The sequence below is a fragment of the Bacillus fonticola genome (assembly GCF_012955605.1).
In the GTDB taxonomy this organism is placed as follows: Bacteria; Bacillota; Bacilli; order Bacillales; family JC228; genus Bacillus_CG; species Bacillus_CG fonticola.
In genome coordinates this window covers 1865786-1881975 of the sequence record NZ_CP052135.1, presented here as the reverse complement: position 1 = coordinate 1881975, position 16190 = coordinate 1865786, and the positions used below count along the sequence as shown (strand labels likewise).

Here is a 16190-nt window from a genome sequence, read left to right as displayed (position 1 = left end):
TAGCAGCAGGCGTCGATAAGGAGGGAAGTACGTTGGCTGAGTTCAGTAGTAACTTGTTGTTGGCAGCTTTTATTTTATACTTATTTGGGACCATCTTTTTCGCTGGTTCTATTCGGCAAAAAAATGTCAATACGAAAAAAGGACCAGGGAGAGCAGGGAAGATCGGTTTTCTCATGGGTTTGATCGGTTTCTTAAGTCAGCTAGGATATTTTGTGACACGATGGCTTGCAGCAGGTCATGCACCTGTAAGCAATCTATTTGAATTCATCACCTTTTTTGGCATGGTACTTGTAGGTGCCTTTTTGATCATGTATAGCATGTATAAGAATGCGGTGTTAGGCTTATTTGCTTTACCGATCGCGCTCATTATTATTGGCTATGCCAGCATGTTTCCTACTGAGATTCAACCACTTGTGCCTTCGTTAAAGAGTTACTGGTTGTATGTTCACGTCACAACCACGGCGGCCGGTCAAGCCCTCTTGTCGATTAGCTTCATAGCAGGGGTCATTTATTTATTAAAAGATGTCGATCAATCGGTGAAATCGCGAAGTAGAACGTGGCTTGAAATCTTACTTTACTTAATTGTGGTCGTCTTGGGCTTTATCATGGTGGTTACTACGTTCTCTGTTCAAGGATACGAGGCGAAGTTTCAGTACGTGGATGAGCTAGGAGCGGAAGCGGAAACCACGTATCCCCTCCCTGCACTTGTGGGTCCAAACGAGGGTGTGCTAGAGACAGCCAATGTGATGGAGCCACTCATGCTCATGCCAGATATTGTGAACGCAAGTAGACTAAATACCGTCATTTGGTCGTTTCTTGTCGGGACGGTGCTGTACGCTGTGATTCGTCTGCTCATTCGTCGCCGGGTCAGTCAACTATTGAAGCCGCTAACAAAACAGGTGAACTTAGACTTAGTAGACGAAATTTCCTACCGATCTGTGTTAATCGGCTTTCCGGTATTTACACTGGGGGCACTTATTTTTGCGATGATTTGGGCCCAAGAGGCATGGAGCCGTTTTTGGGGTTGGGATCCGAAAGAAGTGTGGGCGCTCATTACTTGGTTATTTTACGCAGCGTACCTACACCTTCGCCTTTCTAAAGGATGGCACGGGAAACCTTCCGCATGGTTAGCGGTGGTGGGGTTTGCGATTATTATCTTTAACTTGATTTTTATCAACTTAGTTATCGCGGGCTTGCATTCGTATGCATAAAGGTTTTTAAGGCTGTGTGGGGGCGTTTGAACGGTCTGGAACGCAAGAAACGTTCAAACCACTACACATTAGTGAAATGTAAAAAAAGAGGGTACGAAAGGGTTGATCAGGAATGGGTCAAGAGGCTCGCGTGTTAATTGTGGAAGATGAAGAGCGTATTCGTCGCCTCGTGAAAATGTACTTAGAACGTGAGAATTATGTAACAAAAGAGGCGGATAATGGATTTGATGCTTTAGAGCTTGCTGTTAATGAGGACTTTGACTTGATTTTGCTTGATGTCATGATGCCTGAGATGGATGGAATTGAAGTGTGTGAGAAAATTCGCGAAAAAAAATCAACCCCCATTATTATGTTGACAGCAAAAGGTGAGGAGGCAAATCGAGTTCAAGGGCTAGAGGCAGGAGCAGATGATTACATCGTTAAACCATTTAGCCCACGTGAAGTCATTTTACGCGTAAAAGCAGTTTTACGTCGTTCCTCGGAGACTAAATTTCTGTCTACTGAACCAGTCGCTAAGAACGTGCTTGTCTTTCCGCACTTGTCAATTGACCATGATGCACATCGTGTAACGGCGGATGGTGCTGAAGTAAGCTTAACTCCAAAGGAATATGAGCTCCTTCATTACTTAGCTAAACAGCCTGACAAAGTGTTCGATCGTGAACAGTTATTAAAGGAAGTGTGGCAGTATGAGTTTTTTGGTGATTTAAGAACTGTAGATACTCATATTAAACGATTGCGTGAGAAGCTAAATAAGGTGAGCGAAGGTGCAGCGAAAATGATCGTTACGGTGTGGGGAGTCGGCTACAAATTTGAGGTTGAAGATGAATGATATGGCGTAGTGTTGTCGGGAAGCTATGGTTGACCATATTGCTTCTCGTTTCTTTTGTCTTGTTTGTTTTGACGATTCTATTGTTAGAATTTTTCCAAAGCTACCACGTAGCTGAAGTAGAGAAGGACCTAACGAGTACAGCTTCAAAAATCGCGTTTATCCTTGCGCAAGAGGATGATTTTGAGTTAGGACTTGAAATTGCATGGGAAGTAGTAGATGACCTGACTAAAGTAATTGTTTACACAAGTAAGGAGCAGTTTTTTCTATCACCGGAAGATGAAAATGGGCATTTACCGTTTTCTGTGATACTTGAGGATCCTGAACTATCAAAAGCGATTACTGAGGGAGAAGTGGTGAAAAAGCAAGTTGTCCCAGTTAGTGGGCGAGAAGGAGTTAGGTTCGATCAATATGTCGTCATAGGTGTTCCTTTTGTAGACTCTCAAGGTGAGCGTGGAGCCGTCTACATTTATCAATCACTAGAAGTGATGAGAGAGACGATACAGTCGACAACGAAGTCAATTTTCCTCTCAGCAGGAATTGCCATCGTACTAACGACGATTTTTGCATTTTTCCTTTCTACACGGATTACTGCCCCTTTACGGAAGATGAAAGAGGCAGTATCGGAAATTTCCAAGGGAAAGTTTGATACGAAGGTGCCGAAATTGACACGCGATGAAATTGGGGATCTAGCCACCGCCTTTAATAAAATGGGGAAACAACTTCACTATAATATTAGCGCGCTTAGACAAGAGAAAGAGCATCTGTCTAGCTTACTAAGTAGCATGGCTGATGGTGTGATTACATTTAATCGCGATGGATCAATTTTGCTAACAAATCCACCGTCGGAACGATTCTTAAAATATTGGTATTATGAAAAGACCGATGAAGAACTAGATCTACCCCCAAAACTTCAAGAACTGTTTCAGTCTGCCGTTCTTACCGAAAGAGAACAAGTTGGAGAACTTTCATTACAAGGACGGGCGTGGACGATCATTGTTAGCCCCTTGTACAATCAGCGATCTATTCGCGGTGCTGTAGCCGTTATTCGTGATATGACAGAGGATCGTCGTTTAGATAAACTTCGAAAAGATTTTATTGCCAACGTGTCTCACGAGCTGCGAACTCCTATTGCTATGCTTCAAGGATATAGCGAAGCAATTGTGGATGGCATTGCTCAGTCCGAGGAAGAACAAAAGGAAATGGCGCAAATCATTTATGATGAGTCGTTGCGAATGGGACGGCTTGTGAATGATTTATTAGATTTAGCCCGCATGGAGGCAGGTCATATCACGCTCGTTACCGACGATATTGAATTGTATCCCTTCATGGAAAAGATCATGAAGAAGTTTTCAGGACCTTCTCGGGAAAAGAGCATTCAGCTTACTTGGAATTTAGAAGGAACTGAGACGAGCGCTCACTTTGATCCAGATAAAGTGGAGCAGGTGTTTACGAATCTCATAGATAACGCCCTTAGGCATACTCCTAAAAATGGGCGTGTTCACGTCACATCTAAGGCGATAGAGCAGAGTTTTGCAGTGGAAGTAACAGACACTGGATCGGGCATTCGTGAAGAAGATCTTCCATTTGTTTTTGAGCGTTTTTATAAAGGAGATAAAGCTCGAAAACGAGGAACTGGTACAGGACTGGGTTTGTCCATTGCGCGCAACATTGTAGAGGCGCATAACGGTCACATTTCTGTTCACAGTAAATGGGGGCAAGGGACAACGTTCTTATTTACGTTGCCGCGAAAAAAGCGGGATCGTGACTAAGTTTGACGAAAGTTCTTGTTTCAAGTGAAACACATTACAAACATTTTTGCTAACATACAAGGTTTATCCATGCCTTAAAAGAAAAAACTTGTCAAATCTTTTTTCATTCAGTAAGATGAAATAGACCATATAATTGAAACGATTTCGATGTGCTGGTGCTCTAAATTGAGCTGAAAAGGGAATCTAGTGAAATGCTAGAGCTGTCCCCGCAACTGTATTTGCTGACGAACCGTGCAATGACCACTGTCACTTGTCGTGATGGGAAGGGCACGTAGTAGGGAGAGGCATAAGCCAGTAGACCTGCCAACTCATCAATCATCGATCCTTCGGGGCTAAGGATGAGATGCAGGCGCGTTCCTTTTGGAGCGCTTAAAACGGTATCCTGCTCTCACCTCACCTTTGCTGGTGGGGTTTTTTTGTTTGGTCTATTTTACAAAAAGAGGAGAGAAAACAATGATGAAGAACTGGTTGGTAGTTTGGTTATTCGCTACGATGCTTGTTGTGGCTGGTTGTGCATCTGATACAACAACCGAAGAGACAGAAGGAACGACACTAGAGGACACGGAAGAGATAGCAAGTGAAGATGAAGGGGCGGCGGAAGAAGCTGATGTCAGTGAAGAGATCACAATTTCGTTAACGAAAAACAGTGGTGAAGAAGAAATCACATCAAAAGATATCGTATTTGCAGAAGGCGATACTGTAATGGACGCTTTAAAAGCAAACTTTGACGTCGTAGAGGAAGGTGGCTTTATTACGTCAATTGAAGGTATTGAGAGTAACGAGGAAGAGCAAATGGCATGGTTGTATTCTATTAATGGAGAGCCGGCAATGAAAGGAGCAAACGAAATCGAGCTCTCTGCCGGTGACGAAATTGTATTTGACTATAGTAAGTGGTAACTATGCAGTGGTCAGCCCAAAAGCTTGCTCTATATAGTCTGCTTGTTGCTCTCCTAGTCGTGGGAAGGCTTAGCTTTCAATTTTTACCGAATGTACAGCCGAATACAGCGTTGCTAATTATTATGGCGATCGTGTTGGGAATACGGGCAGGGGCACTTTTTGCGCTGATGTCCATGTTTTTGACGAACTTAGTATTAGGAATGGGAAGTTACTTTTTCATGCAACTGTTCATGTATACTCTCATCTGTATAATGAGTGGATTGTTAGGGAAGGTAAGGGGAAGGTGGCCGAAAACTGTATTTATTCTCGCTGCGATTTTCTCTGTTATTTCAGGGTATTTGTACGGATTCGGGTTTGCCGTCCAAAATTGGGTGGTTACTAATATGTTTTGGGCGTATTGGGTCGCCGGCTGGTCGTTTGATACGGTGCATGCCCTCTCTAACATTTTTTTCTTCCTTATCTTATATAAGCCGATAACACATTTATTAGAACGTTATTCCCCACTTATGGCGAATCACAAAAGGACATGATAAAACGAAAAATGAGGAAACTCGATTAAGGGTTTTCTCATTTTTTATTTTATGCGTATCATCAATTATTCGGATCCCTGTACAAACTCTATACGTAGTTTCATTACGTAAGGAACATCCACTCTCAGATTTTATTTTCCGTCTTCCTATTATTGGACAAACACGGTATAGTAAAACGAGTGAAACTTTTGTCGTTTTGTTTCGACTACTAGTATGAATGGAGGAGGAAAAACATGCACTCCGCCTTCGAAAGACTGTATGAAACCTACCATCAAGATTTATTTCAATTTCTATTTTATTTAGTGAAGAATAGAGAGCATGCTGAAGATCTCTCCCAAGAGGTGTATGTTCGTGTGCTCAAAAACTATAGTTCATTTGAAGGAAAGAGCAGTGAAAAAACATGGCTGTTTTCCATTGCCAAGCACGTGGCTATCGACTTTTTTCGTAAACAATCCACGAGAAAAAAACGAATTTTGTCCATATTTGATTCGCAGGAAGTGGACGTAAAAGACGAAAATCCTCTCCCAGAGGAGGTCCTCTTACAGAATGAGGACATTCAATTAATGTACCGGTGTCTCGATAGGTGTAAAGTAGAGCAAAAGATGGTGCTCCTGCTTAGATTTCTTCAGTCGATGTCCATCTCCGAAACGGCTGCGTCGTTAGGATGGACAGAAAGCAAAGTGAAGACAACCCAGCACCGGGCTATGAAAACGTTGCGAATGGAAATGGAAGCTGCCAAAGAGAAAGAAGGTGACACAGCATGACAAAGCAAAACTGGGACGATGAGCTGGAGGGGATGATGCGTCAGCTTCCAAGAATTGAAGATCAACGTTCCAAAGATGTCGTTTATTCGCGGGTGAAACAACAAGTACAAGCAAGCCCGAAGCATAAACGGTCTTCCTCCTTTATCCCTGTCGCCGCCACGATTGCTGCTGTAATTTTGCTCGTTGTCATTGCGTCTGCCAGCTTTTTTACGTGGGGGGGCGATTCTATCTCGTTACAGGATAGCCGAGATGAAAGTACATCCTCGAGTAATAATGCCGCCACGGAGAATTCCACATTGGAAAAAGGCATGCCAGAAAGTGAAGAATCACGTAATTCAGTAACGAAATTTGATCGTGAATCGCTATCCGACCAAGAAGATCAATCGTTTTCTATTATGAGTGCTTCATCCGAGCCGTCTGTATTGTTTCCGGATGAGATTGGTGAAGAGGAACGTGCGATAACACTGGCGGTTCCTGATCAGAATGCCCAATTTGTTGTGCCGTTTACATTCGTTGTACCAAGAGAACAAGAAAACAGCTGGGAAGAAGGATTTCAGTACGCCTCTCGCCAATTGAACGAGGAGGCACTTGGTCTTTCGGAATACTATCCATTGGAAGGCTCGTTTCAACAAACATCAACAAACGAAGTGCAATTTATTCTCGATGAAAATGCGCCATATGAGGACGGTTCCACTGGCAGTACAATCTTTTTGCAAGTATTACAAGAGTTATTTGAGGCAACAAATATAGAGATCGTACGACTAGAAAGAGAAAACGGTGAACCTGTTCAATTCCAAGGTGCAGTGTCAGGGAGCGAATTTAGCCCAGCAGCAAATGTAGCAAAGACATACTACATCGCTAAAGGAAAAGACAAAGAATACTTTATGCCAGAACCTTCTACATTTGGAGCACCACCAGCTTCAATAGAAGAAGCGCTCGAACGTATGAAGTTAAATCATGAACAAGGTTTTATTGCCCCGCTACCGGAGGATTTAGAAGTACAGCTTTCTGAACAAGGTGAGGACCAGCTCGTTGTGTCTTTCCAAAAACAGCTTAGAGACAGTGAGAAGCAAAATCGAAAGGCGTTGTTTTCTATTTTGCTTGTCGCACGATCTTTTGGATATTCTTCTGTACTGTTTGAGGGGACTGGGATGGAACGTGTTGACTCCTATCCGTTGACTGAACCTGTTCCTGTTCCTGTGGGGGAAAATCAATTACCGTAAATTGTATGTGAAGTTCATGTAAGAGGGTTGCTCAGGAGCCGAGCAGCCCTCTTTTGTTTGTAAAATTCAAAGCATAATCCGTTCTAATAAACCTCTATTATGAATAAGTAAGAAACGTGGACAAGATTAGAAAAAAGTAAGAAACACCTAACGTGTGTGTTCGTATTAGGGAGTGCTGTACTACACAATATCGAGGAGGTACGTAGATGGATATGGTGAAACGATTTCTCGTTTCTTTCGGGTTATTGGCAGTGATGTCGTTATTATGGATTGGAACTGAAGCAATCGCGGGTGAGAATGAACATGTGGACAAGTCTACTACTATGTTATGGCCTGCGGGAGGGGAAAGTATAATAACGGATTCGTACGATTCAAGAGGAAGCAACCATCCGTTATTTATCTTGGATTCTAGATAAAAGCATTTACTCGTTCGTTGGGCGTTTCTGCAAGTAAATAAAAAAAAGGCTGACAATTATGCCAGCTTTTTCTATTTATTCAAATTTAAGTGGATCGCCTTCAAACGGTTCATCAGCGACTTTGATAGAATCTGTCGGACAACCTTCGAATGCATCCTCCATGTCGTCCATAAGTATATCTGGGACTTCCACGTTTCCTTGGTTGTCATCTAGTATTACAAAGGCAATGCCTTCATCATCGTAGTCATAAATATCAGGTGCTGCTGCGCCACAAGCTCCGCATGCGATGCACGTTTCTTTATCAACGATTGTATATTTAGCCATCTGTGTTCAACCTCCCCTTATACGAAGTTCGCGGGACGAAGATAAGTCGTCCATCATTAGACAGAAAAAGAAACATCGCTACTATTGTATCGGTCATTTCACTAATTTTCAATACAAAACATTCTGAAGACCCCTTATAGAGCGCTTTCATTCATGGTTTTTATAAATTTTTTTATCCCACGTTTGCGCAGACTCATGATACACTAAAGGAAATTAAATTAGGGGGTGTCTTACTCGTGTCATCGTTTCTATCATACCTTCTTTTGACAGGCTTCTCTAACATCGGACAAGAACGATCCGCTTCCTCTCTCTATCATATCCTCCGTGGAAAAAAATCTGCTCAATCCATCCAAGATACGCATCTTTTCCAATTACATGCCTTGTTCCGTACAATACCCAAACTGTCACGAACGATGTTTCATGAAGGAATAGCTGTGCTTGAAAAAAACTCATGGATTGATACGGATGAGGAAACGGTCATCGTGACACCGGCTGGACAAAATCATGTAGCTTTGATGCCACAACCAACAACGAGTGGTCTGCGCTTTTTTGATATACAAGCCGAGTGGTTGCCGTTTTGGAGACGATTAACATTACTCGTTCAAGTATTTTCACACGATCAACACAATGTGAAAACGTATTACCCGATCCAGCGTGATGAGAACACGTTGCGATGGGTAAAAGGCTTTATAAGGGAACAAACAGACCGTACGGGAGCAGCACGACAATGTGCAGACGAATTAACAAGGGCGTTGCGACAAATGGACGAACTCAATGTTGCCCTCTTTGTAGAGCAATTATCTGGGTGGAAACAAACTGGAAAGACAACTCAACAGCTTAGCCAAGAACGAAGAATTGATCCGTTAGAGGTTCGATTCCGTTTGTATCATGTACTTAGTGAGCTCCTCCTTTTAGCGGAAAAAGAGAGACAACACTTTCCATTCCTAGCTAACATACGCCCAGCACGTGCTACACCTTTAACGCAGTCCGCCAAACAGACACTGGCTCTTTACACACAAGAAATCCCCTTAGAGGAAATCGCCAAAAGAAGGCAATTACGCATCAGTACAATTGAGGACCATATCGTGGAAATCGCTTGTTCATTACCGTCCTTTCCAATTGAAAAGCATATCTCTACAGACCTTCAAAAAAAAATCACGCATGCGAAAGAGGAAGTAAACAGTGTTCGTCTTAAAGCGGTGAAAGAACGGGTTCCTGAAGCCACGTACTTTCAAATTCGACTCCTTTTATCAAGTGCTAACCAAAGATAACCTAAAAAAATGGATAACACCAAAAAGAAGATTCTTTATTTAGCAGGAGGAAAAAAGATGGACAGGCTACAATTTCTTCTTCAAAAACACTTTGGATACGAATCGTTTCGAAAAGGTCAAAGAGAAGTCGTTACAGCAGTGCTCTCTGGAAAGGACACGCTTGCAGTTTTACCAACAGGAACAGGAAAATCACTTTGTTATCAAATGGCAGGATATGAGTTAGCGGGATTGGTGCTCATCGTTTCTCCACTGCTTAGTTTAATGCAAGATCAAGTGGAGCATATAAAAGTCAGAGGTGAGAAGCGAGTCGCTGCGCTCAATTCCTTTTTAACGAGAGAAGAGAAGTATCGAGTGCTACGTAATCTTCGTAATTATAAGTTTTTGTTTCTTTCGCCCGAAATGCTACAAAATGAAACAGTGCTTTCTGCCCTCATGGAATTGAATGTTGCTTTGTTTGTTATAGATGAAGCCCACTGTATTTCACAGTGGGGAAAAGATTTCCGGTTGGATTACAAGCGATTAGGAGAAGTAAGACGGTCTCTAGGTTTCCCGCGAACACTAGCACTAAGTGCCACGGCAACGAAACAAGTTCGGGAAGATATTACGAAGACGCTACGTTTAGGACAGGTTCATGAAGAAATTGCCTCTGTAGATCGCCCTAACATCTCGATTTTTGTAGAAGAGGTAGAGAACGAAAAAGAAAAGGCTCAAAGTATTGTAGAGAAAATCAAGCTTTTCCATGGGCCGGGGATATTGTATTTTTCGAGTAGACGAAAAGCCGAAGAATTTTCAGAAATACTGCGGAATCATGGAATTTCGAAGGTGGCTGCTTATCACGGGGCTATGGCACAGGAAGATCGGATTTTGTTGCAACAACAGTTTTCACATGGTGAATTAGAATGGGTGTGCGCAACGAGTGCATTTGGTATGGGAATTCATAAAGAAGACGTGCGTCTCGTCATTCATTATCACTTCCCAACATCGATGGAGGGGTACTTACAGGAAATGGGGAGAGCGGGTCGTGATGGGTTACAGAGTGTAGCATACGGATGTTTTACCAAAGATGATATGACTCTTTCGATGGTGTTAGCAACAGGAGACTTACCTGAAGATTATTTGATCCGCTCCTATTTAACCGAATCAGATGTATCATCCCAGGACTTTCAGGCGAAAACACAATGCTCTGAAGTTACGATGCGTATACTCCATTCTTTACGAGAAGAGGGAGATGGAAGTGCTCATCTTGCAGATCAAATAAATGAGGCTGTCGCCACTATCAGAGGCCTACGCCAAGCGAAAGTTCAGCAAGTGAAAACGATTCAGAATTGGATTACATCGACTACTTGTCGAAGAGCCACTTTACTCTCCTATTTCGGTGAAAGCTTAGACACCACCGATAAGCTTAAAAATCCTTGTTGCGATCAATGTCATTCACAGTGGCCAGATCTCGCAAAACGAACCCGAGCAGCGAATGAGGAAGCGGAGACATTTTCATGGGAGAAAAGGCTACAGGCCCTGTTCGGATTAAACGAGAAGGAGAAAAAAGAGCATGAAAGAGAACGATCAAGCCGAACGTTTGCGTGAACGTTTTCGAGACGCTTTTTTTCCACCAAGGACGTCGGTCCGAGAAGGAAAGCGATTGAATTGGTGGAAAGGAATAATTACCCATCCATATTCGTTTGTTTATTTGTTAGTTCTTATCATATTTCCACTCAGTCTCTTTTTCATCCTGTTTTATATATAGTGATGATGAAGACGAGCCTATCATATAAATAGAAAAGTGGAAGCAGGTCTAACACTCAATCGACACCTCTGTTATAAGCCTCCTTTGGTTTCTTCGGGGGCGAAACGGCGTGTGTGACCTATCCCTAGACCTTGACAGTGAAAGCGGAAGTCAAAAGGGAGTGATGTACAATTGGAACGAGCGATCGCGAACTTACCTGATTGGACGGATCGCGCAACAAAACAAATGCTACAACATGCGGTTGAAAAAAAGCGGAAATTTATGAAGGCAAAAAGAATATTTTTTACAGCTGTTTATTTCACCTTGTTCCTTGCGTATGGTGTGTTGTTTCACTTCTATCTCACACAAATTAAACCAGGTGAGGTATCGACTGCGGAAATAATTTCCGTCTTGCTCGGCTCACAAGGGTATTTAATTGGACTCACGTTAGCGATTAGTGGTGTGGTCGGAATTCGTATCTTTGGCGAAAAGAAAAGTAAGACGGAAAAAGAGTATCATGAGATTCGCTGTGAAATCATCGATCGTAGTAAGGATCTATGGAAAAACGAGTGGTTTCTTCGCAGAGACGAAGTGTTTCGCCTCATGAAAAAAGAGTTTGACATTAATTTGTATGATCAATCTAAGTGATGGACAAGTCAGATAATCACAAGAGGATTTTGGCTGTATGTATAGAATAATGCCGCATAGAACCCCTCTCATATTTTTGAGAGGGGTGTTCGTTGTTTACAGTACGTACTAACCGAATACGAGTATTCGCTTTTGTAACGGTGTGTGGTATTCTGTCCGTTAAAGGAAAAAGGTGAAGAAAATAACAATAGCTCATAACAGAGTGATTTTATAACACCATTCCGTATCCTAGAGAAGGAAGATGAGTATGACAATTTTAGTGATTTTGTCTTGTATTGGTTTGTTAAGTTTTCTTTGGATGCGAGCTGAAGCCTATTTTACAAGGATTCGCTTCCATACGTATTCAAAAGAGTCTACACAAACGAACCGATCAGCGCGCATCTTATTTGTCTCCGATTTACACCGCCGAAAGATTTCTGATGCGTGGCTGCAAAAGCATTTTACAAATATTGATTTGTGTATACTTGGTGGCGACGCTTTGGAACATGGTGTGGCTGTAGAGCAGCTCAAACACAATATACAAGCGTTGCGCGCTATAGCCCCCGTTGTGTATGTGTGGGGCAACAACGAAGGAGAAGTGGGTATAGATGCTTGTAGGCACGCAATGCAATCCGTCCCAGATGTGATCGAGCTTTCCAACGAATCACGAATATTTTCTACTAAAGAGGGCCTTGTTTTACAAATTATCGGGATGGATGACCTGAACGAGCGTCGGTGTGACGTAGACAAGGCATTCGAAAAGGTGTCAGACGATATGGGGATAGATGTAGCGGTTTGTCACAACCCCGCTGTTTTGCAATTTGTACGGGACAAACAATGGAACCTACTAATGAGTGGTCATACACATGGGGGGCAAATTCGTCTATTCGGCTGGGGGCTGTATCCTAAGGGAAAATGGTCTAAGTTTGCTGATGGTAGAGTGCATTTAGTAAGTAATGGCTTTGGAACAACGAAGCTTCCTTTGCGGCTCGGGGCCCCGGCTGAGATACACCATATAACCATTCTTCAGTAAGCCTTCCAATTTATTTGTTTAGGAAAAGGTAGTCATCCTTAGTTTGTGGGAAGACCTGAAAGAAGATGGGATTCAGCAGCACAAATTGCGTGCACTTGCTTGCTAGACAACGTACCGAATGAGGTCACTCTGCATACACTGCCTAAGGAAATGGGCAAGAGAAGGGAGGCCTTCGCATGCAGTTTGAACGCCTGAATCCGAATCAGTACAAAATGTTTATGACACTAGAAGAACTACAAGATAGAGGCATTTCAAAAGAAGATGTCGGAGGCGATTCAACGAAATGGTTTGATCTTTTTCATGAAGTCGTAACAGAGGCTTGCGATACGATTGGTGTCGAAGAAGAAGATAGCGTCGCTGTGGAGGTATACGCTGTTCAACCTCAAGGGTTGTTTTTTATCATAACTGTCGAAGAGGAACCTCCTTTTACTTTAGAGGGGGCAATCAGTCGCCATAAATACAAAGAAACAGATTCAGGTACATTCGTCTATCAATTTACAGATTTTGAGCATGTATTAGGGCTCATCCCATACGGGCACTGCATGGCGACAACCCACCAGTCTTTATATGCAAAAGACAACGCCTACTATCTCATTGTGACGTTCCCCTCATTCCGAGGTTATGTCGAAGCACATCCGATTCTTACAGAGTTTGGAGAAAAAAGTTCCTCAAGCGATGCCTGGATTATCGAGTACGGAGTATGCGTGTGTCAGCAGCATGCTATTAACCAACTTTCATATTGGTTTAGTTCAGAAGTTCGGTGAGAGATAACACCGAGCTTTTTTCTTGCTTATCATCTTCCGCCTAATTCCATTGTTAGTTGGTCTTAAGAGTTGGTTACTACTCATGTGAAGATACTTGTCTTAATCATATTGATAGCGGTTACATATAATAAAAAAGAACTGTAACAACTTCGCTTTTTTGCTTTGCATGAACATGGGGAAGGTGTATACTATTGTCTGAAAGGTGGACGAATCCTTGGGCCCACACGACGTGGGTCAGAAAGGCGTTGCAACAGGACGTGCGAAGTTAGCCTTTCATCCTACATTTTTGCTTCAAACACAGGAGGTTTACAATAATGGGAGCCGAGAAGGGCGCTGAACGAACGAATCACGAAGAAAGTTTAGACGTGCTGAAATCCACACAAACCGTGATTCATCACGCACTCGATAAACTTGGGTATCCACAAGATGTTTATGAATTACTAAAAGAGCCAATTCGTATGCTTACCGTCAAAATTCCAGTAAAAATGGACGATGGCACAACAAAAGTATTTACTGGTTATCGTGCTCAGCATAACGATGCAGTTGGTCCAACAAAAGGTGGGATCCGTTTTCATCCAGATGTGACGGAAAGAGAAGTGAAGGCACTCTCGATTTGGATGAGTCTGAAATGTGGAATTGTCGATCTTCCTTATGGTGGAGGAAAGGGTGGTATCGTTTGTGATCCACGGGAAATGTCGTTCCGTGAGCTAGAACGATTGAGTCGTGGCTATGTTCGCGCAATTAGTCAGATCGTTGGCCCAACAAAGGATATCCCAGCTCCAGACGTGTTTACGAATTCACAAATTATGGCATGGATGATGGATGAGTATAGTCGAATTGACGAATTCAACTCTCCAGGCTTTATTACAGGGAAACCTCTTGTCCTAGGAGGCTCGCACGGTCGTGAGTCTGCCACAGCAAAAGGGGTGACCATTTGTATTCATGAAGCTGCTAAGAAAAAAGGAATTTCTCTAGAGGGTGCACGTGTTGTTGTACAAGGCTTTGGGAATGCAGGGAGTTTCCTTTCTAAGTTCATGCATAATGCAGGGGCAAAAGTGGTTGGAATTTCCGATGCTTACGGAGGCTTGTACGATCCGGATGGTCTAGATATCGACTATTTACTTGATCGACGAGATAGCTTTGGTACGGTAACAAAGCTATTTAAAAACACGATCTCTAACAAGGAGCTACTGGAATTAGATTGTGATATTCTTGTCCCGGCAGCGATTGAGAATCAAATCACTGAGGAAAATGCTTCTAACATTCGTGCCTCTATCGTAGTGGAAGCGGCAAATGGACCGACAACGCTAGAAGCAACGCGCATATTAACAGAACGAGGGATTCTCCTTGTTCCTGATGTACTTGCTTCGTCTGGTGGAGTGACAGTATCTTACTTTGAATGGGTTCAAAATAACCAAGGTTACTACTGGACTGAAGAGGAAGTAGAGGAGAAGCTAGAAAAGGTCATCGTAAAAGGCTTTAACAGCGTTTACGAAACCGCACAAAATCGTCGTGTTGACATGCGTCTTGCTGCTTACATGGTTGGCGTGCGCAAAATGGCAGAAGCTTGTCGTTTCCGGGGCTGGATCTAATCACATATTTTGCACGATTACCTAAAATCCCCTATCATAGTGTTGATAGGGGATTTAGTGTTGTTAAGCATCATGAGTAGAGGGGTGTCTTAGGTGGGGCATGAAGACATAATTATTATCGGTGGTGGGCCATGCGGAATTGCCGCTTCCCTTGCTTTACAAAAGAAAGGGTTCCAACCACTCATTATTGAAAAAGGGAACATTGTGAATTCCATTTACCACTACCCGACGCATCAAACCTTTTTTAGCTCGAGTGAAAAGCTTGAAATTGGGGGCGTTCCTTTTATTACAGAGAACCGAAAGCCAAAACGAAATCAGGCGCTCGCCTATTATCGTTCTGTTGTTGAAAGAGAACAACCACGCATACATAGATTTGAAACTGTTACTAAGATTGAAAAGGAGCAGCATGGTGAAACCTTCCATATTACAACGACAAAAGATACATACAAAGCTAAATATGTCGTTGTCGCAACTGGATATTATGATCATCCAAATGTTATGGGCGTACTTGGTGAAGATTTACCTCACATACATCATTATTTTCACGAAGCGCATCCGTATTTTCAGCAACGTGCTGTCGTGATTGGCGGTAAAAACTCAAGTGTGGATGCTGCGTTAGAACTTGTCTTTGCAGGAGCTTACGTAACCGTGTTATACAGAGGTGATACATACTCGTCAAGTGTAAAGCCGTGGATTTTGCCAGAGTTTGAAGCTCTAGTACGAAATGGAACGATTCAAATGGAGTTCCGTGCTAACGTTAAAGCATTTACCCCAGAGAGTGTATTTTTTGAAAAAGATGGAGAAGAAAAGTCTGTACCTGCTGATGTGGTATTTGCGATGACAGGATATCGACCAGATCATGCATTTCTCCGTCGCATTGGCGTGAAATCCGATGAAGAAACAGGACGACCTACTTTTTCAGAAGAGACGATGGAAACAAACGTGAGAAACTGTTTTATTGCAGGAGTCATTGCTGCAGGAAATAATGCAAACGAAATATTCATTGAGAACGGACGATTTCACGGGGGGCAAATTGCGGAATGCATCGCAACAAGAGAAGGAGTGCAAAAGCAGTAGGGCTTTATGCACTCCTTCTTTTTTGCGGAAAAGGGGCGGAGCGACGCCGAGTCCCAACCATGTTCACTAACTTATTTAGAGTACAACTTCGCATAGGTAACTTCCGATTACTTGGGGCTCTGCTCACACCGCCTTGATCA

The 16190-nt window shown here is 42.8% G+C and carries 16 protein-coding genes and 1 riboswitch; of the genes, 15 read left to right on the top strand and 1 reads right to left on the bottom strand.

What is annotated here, in order from left to right:
* Positions 1-32: 32 nt before the first annotated feature.
* The 8 genes from ccsB (at position 33) to HHK01_RS09180 (ending at position 7639) form a co-directional block, all read left to right on the top strand.
* Complete coding sequence (gene ccsB / locus HHK01_RS09215; protein WP_170007515.1) at positions 33-1211, top strand: c-type cytochrome biogenesis protein CcsB; 1179 nt, start codon at positions 33-35, stop codon at positions 1209-1211.
* 112 nt (positions 1212-1323) lie between these two features.
* Entirely contained in the window at positions 1324-2040 is a 717-nt protein-coding gene (locus tag HHK01_RS09210; protein ID WP_170007514.1) for a response regulator transcription factor, read from the top strand.
* Positions 2037-3809, top strand: coding sequence for an ATP-binding protein (locus HHK01_RS09205; RefSeq protein WP_170007513.1), 1773 nt, complete (start codon positions 2037-2039; stop codon positions 3807-3809). The genes HHK01_RS09210 and HHK01_RS09205 overlap by 4 nt, the downstream gene beginning before the upstream one ends.
* A gap of 136 nt (positions 3810-3945) precedes the next feature.
* Positions 3946-4131, top strand: a riboswitch (cobalamin riboswitch).
* Positions 4132-4262: 131 nt separating this feature from the next.
* Positions 4263-4706 (top strand): DUF4430 domain-containing protein, encoded by a 444-nt coding sequence (locus HHK01_RS09200; protein WP_170007512.1) that lies wholly within the window; start codon positions 4263-4265, stop codon positions 4704-4706.
* A 2-nt stretch (positions 4707-4708) separates the two neighbouring features.
* Complete coding sequence (locus HHK01_RS09195; protein WP_170007511.1) at positions 4709-5236, top strand: ECF transporter S component; 528 nt, start codon at positions 4709-4711, stop codon at positions 5234-5236.
* A 233-nt stretch (positions 5237-5469) separates the two neighbouring features.
* Positions 5470-6000, top strand: coding sequence for an RNA polymerase sigma factor SigX (gene sigX, locus HHK01_RS09190; RefSeq protein ID WP_170007510.1), 531 nt, complete (start codon positions 5470-5472; stop codon positions 5998-6000).
* Entirely contained in the window at positions 5997-7223 is a 1227-nt protein-coding gene (locus HHK01_RS09185) for a hypothetical protein (protein ID WP_170007509.1), read from the top strand. The genes sigX and HHK01_RS09185 overlap by 4 nt, the downstream gene beginning before the upstream one ends.
* 206 nt (positions 7224-7429) lie before the next feature.
* The gene (locus HHK01_RS09180; RefSeq protein ID WP_170007508.1) at positions 7430-7639 is read left to right on the top strand and encodes a hypothetical protein; all 210 of its coding nucleotides are present in this window, start codon (positions 7430-7432) and stop codon (positions 7637-7639) included.
* Positions 7640-7714: 75 nt separating this feature from the next.
* On the opposite strand, the gene HHK01_RS09175 is transcribed toward HHK01_RS09180, so the two are convergent.
* The gene (locus tag HHK01_RS09175) at positions 7715-7963 is read right to left on the bottom strand and encodes a ferredoxin (RefSeq protein ID WP_170007507.1); all 249 of its coding nucleotides are present in this window, start codon (positions 7961-7963) and stop codon (positions 7715-7717) included.
* A gap of 236 nt (positions 7964-8199) precedes the next feature.
* Here HHK01_RS09175 and HHK01_RS09170 point away from each other — a divergent pair, with 236 nt between their 5' ends.
* The 7 genes from HHK01_RS09170 to HHK01_RS09140 all read left to right on the top strand — a co-directional run bounded on the left by HHK01_RS09170 (position 8200) and on the right by HHK01_RS09140 (position 16050).
* Entirely contained in the window at positions 8200-9234 is a 1035-nt protein-coding gene (locus tag HHK01_RS09170) for a YpbB family protein (RefSeq protein WP_170007506.1), read from the top strand.
* A gap of 57 nt (positions 9235-9291) precedes the next feature.
* Positions 9292-10818: a RecQ family ATP-dependent DNA helicase gene (locus tag HHK01_RS09165; protein ID WP_170007505.1), complete on the top strand. Its 1527-nt coding sequence runs from the start codon at positions 9292-9294 to the stop codon at positions 10816-10818.
* Between the two features lie 331 nt (positions 10819-11149).
* A complete protein-coding gene (locus HHK01_RS09160) occupies positions 11150-11605 on the top strand; it encodes a DUF2663 family protein (protein ID WP_170007504.1) in 456 nt (151 codons plus the stop codon).
* Between the two features lie 247 nt (positions 11606-11852).
* Entirely contained in the window at positions 11853-12617 is a 765-nt protein-coding gene (locus tag HHK01_RS09155) for a metallophosphoesterase (RefSeq protein WP_170007503.1), read from the top strand.
* A 176-nt stretch (positions 12618-12793) separates the two neighbouring features.
* Positions 12794-13381, top strand: a complete 588-nt coding sequence (locus HHK01_RS09150) for an adaptor protein MecA (RefSeq protein WP_170007502.1) — start codon at positions 12794-12796, stop codon at positions 13379-13381.
* A gap of 314 nt (positions 13382-13695) precedes the next feature.
* Positions 13696-14973 carry a Glu/Leu/Phe/Val family dehydrogenase gene (locus HHK01_RS09145; protein WP_170007501.1) on the top strand — a complete coding sequence of 426 codons (1278 nt, stop codon included), beginning with the start codon at positions 13696-13698 and terminating at the stop codon, positions 14971-14973.
* A gap of 93 nt (positions 14974-15066) precedes the next feature.
* Positions 15067-16050, top strand: a complete 984-nt coding sequence (locus HHK01_RS09140) for a YpdA family putative bacillithiol disulfide reductase (protein WP_170007500.1) — start codon at positions 15067-15069, stop codon at positions 16048-16050.
* The last annotated feature ends 140 nt before the right edge of the window (positions 16051-16190 follow it).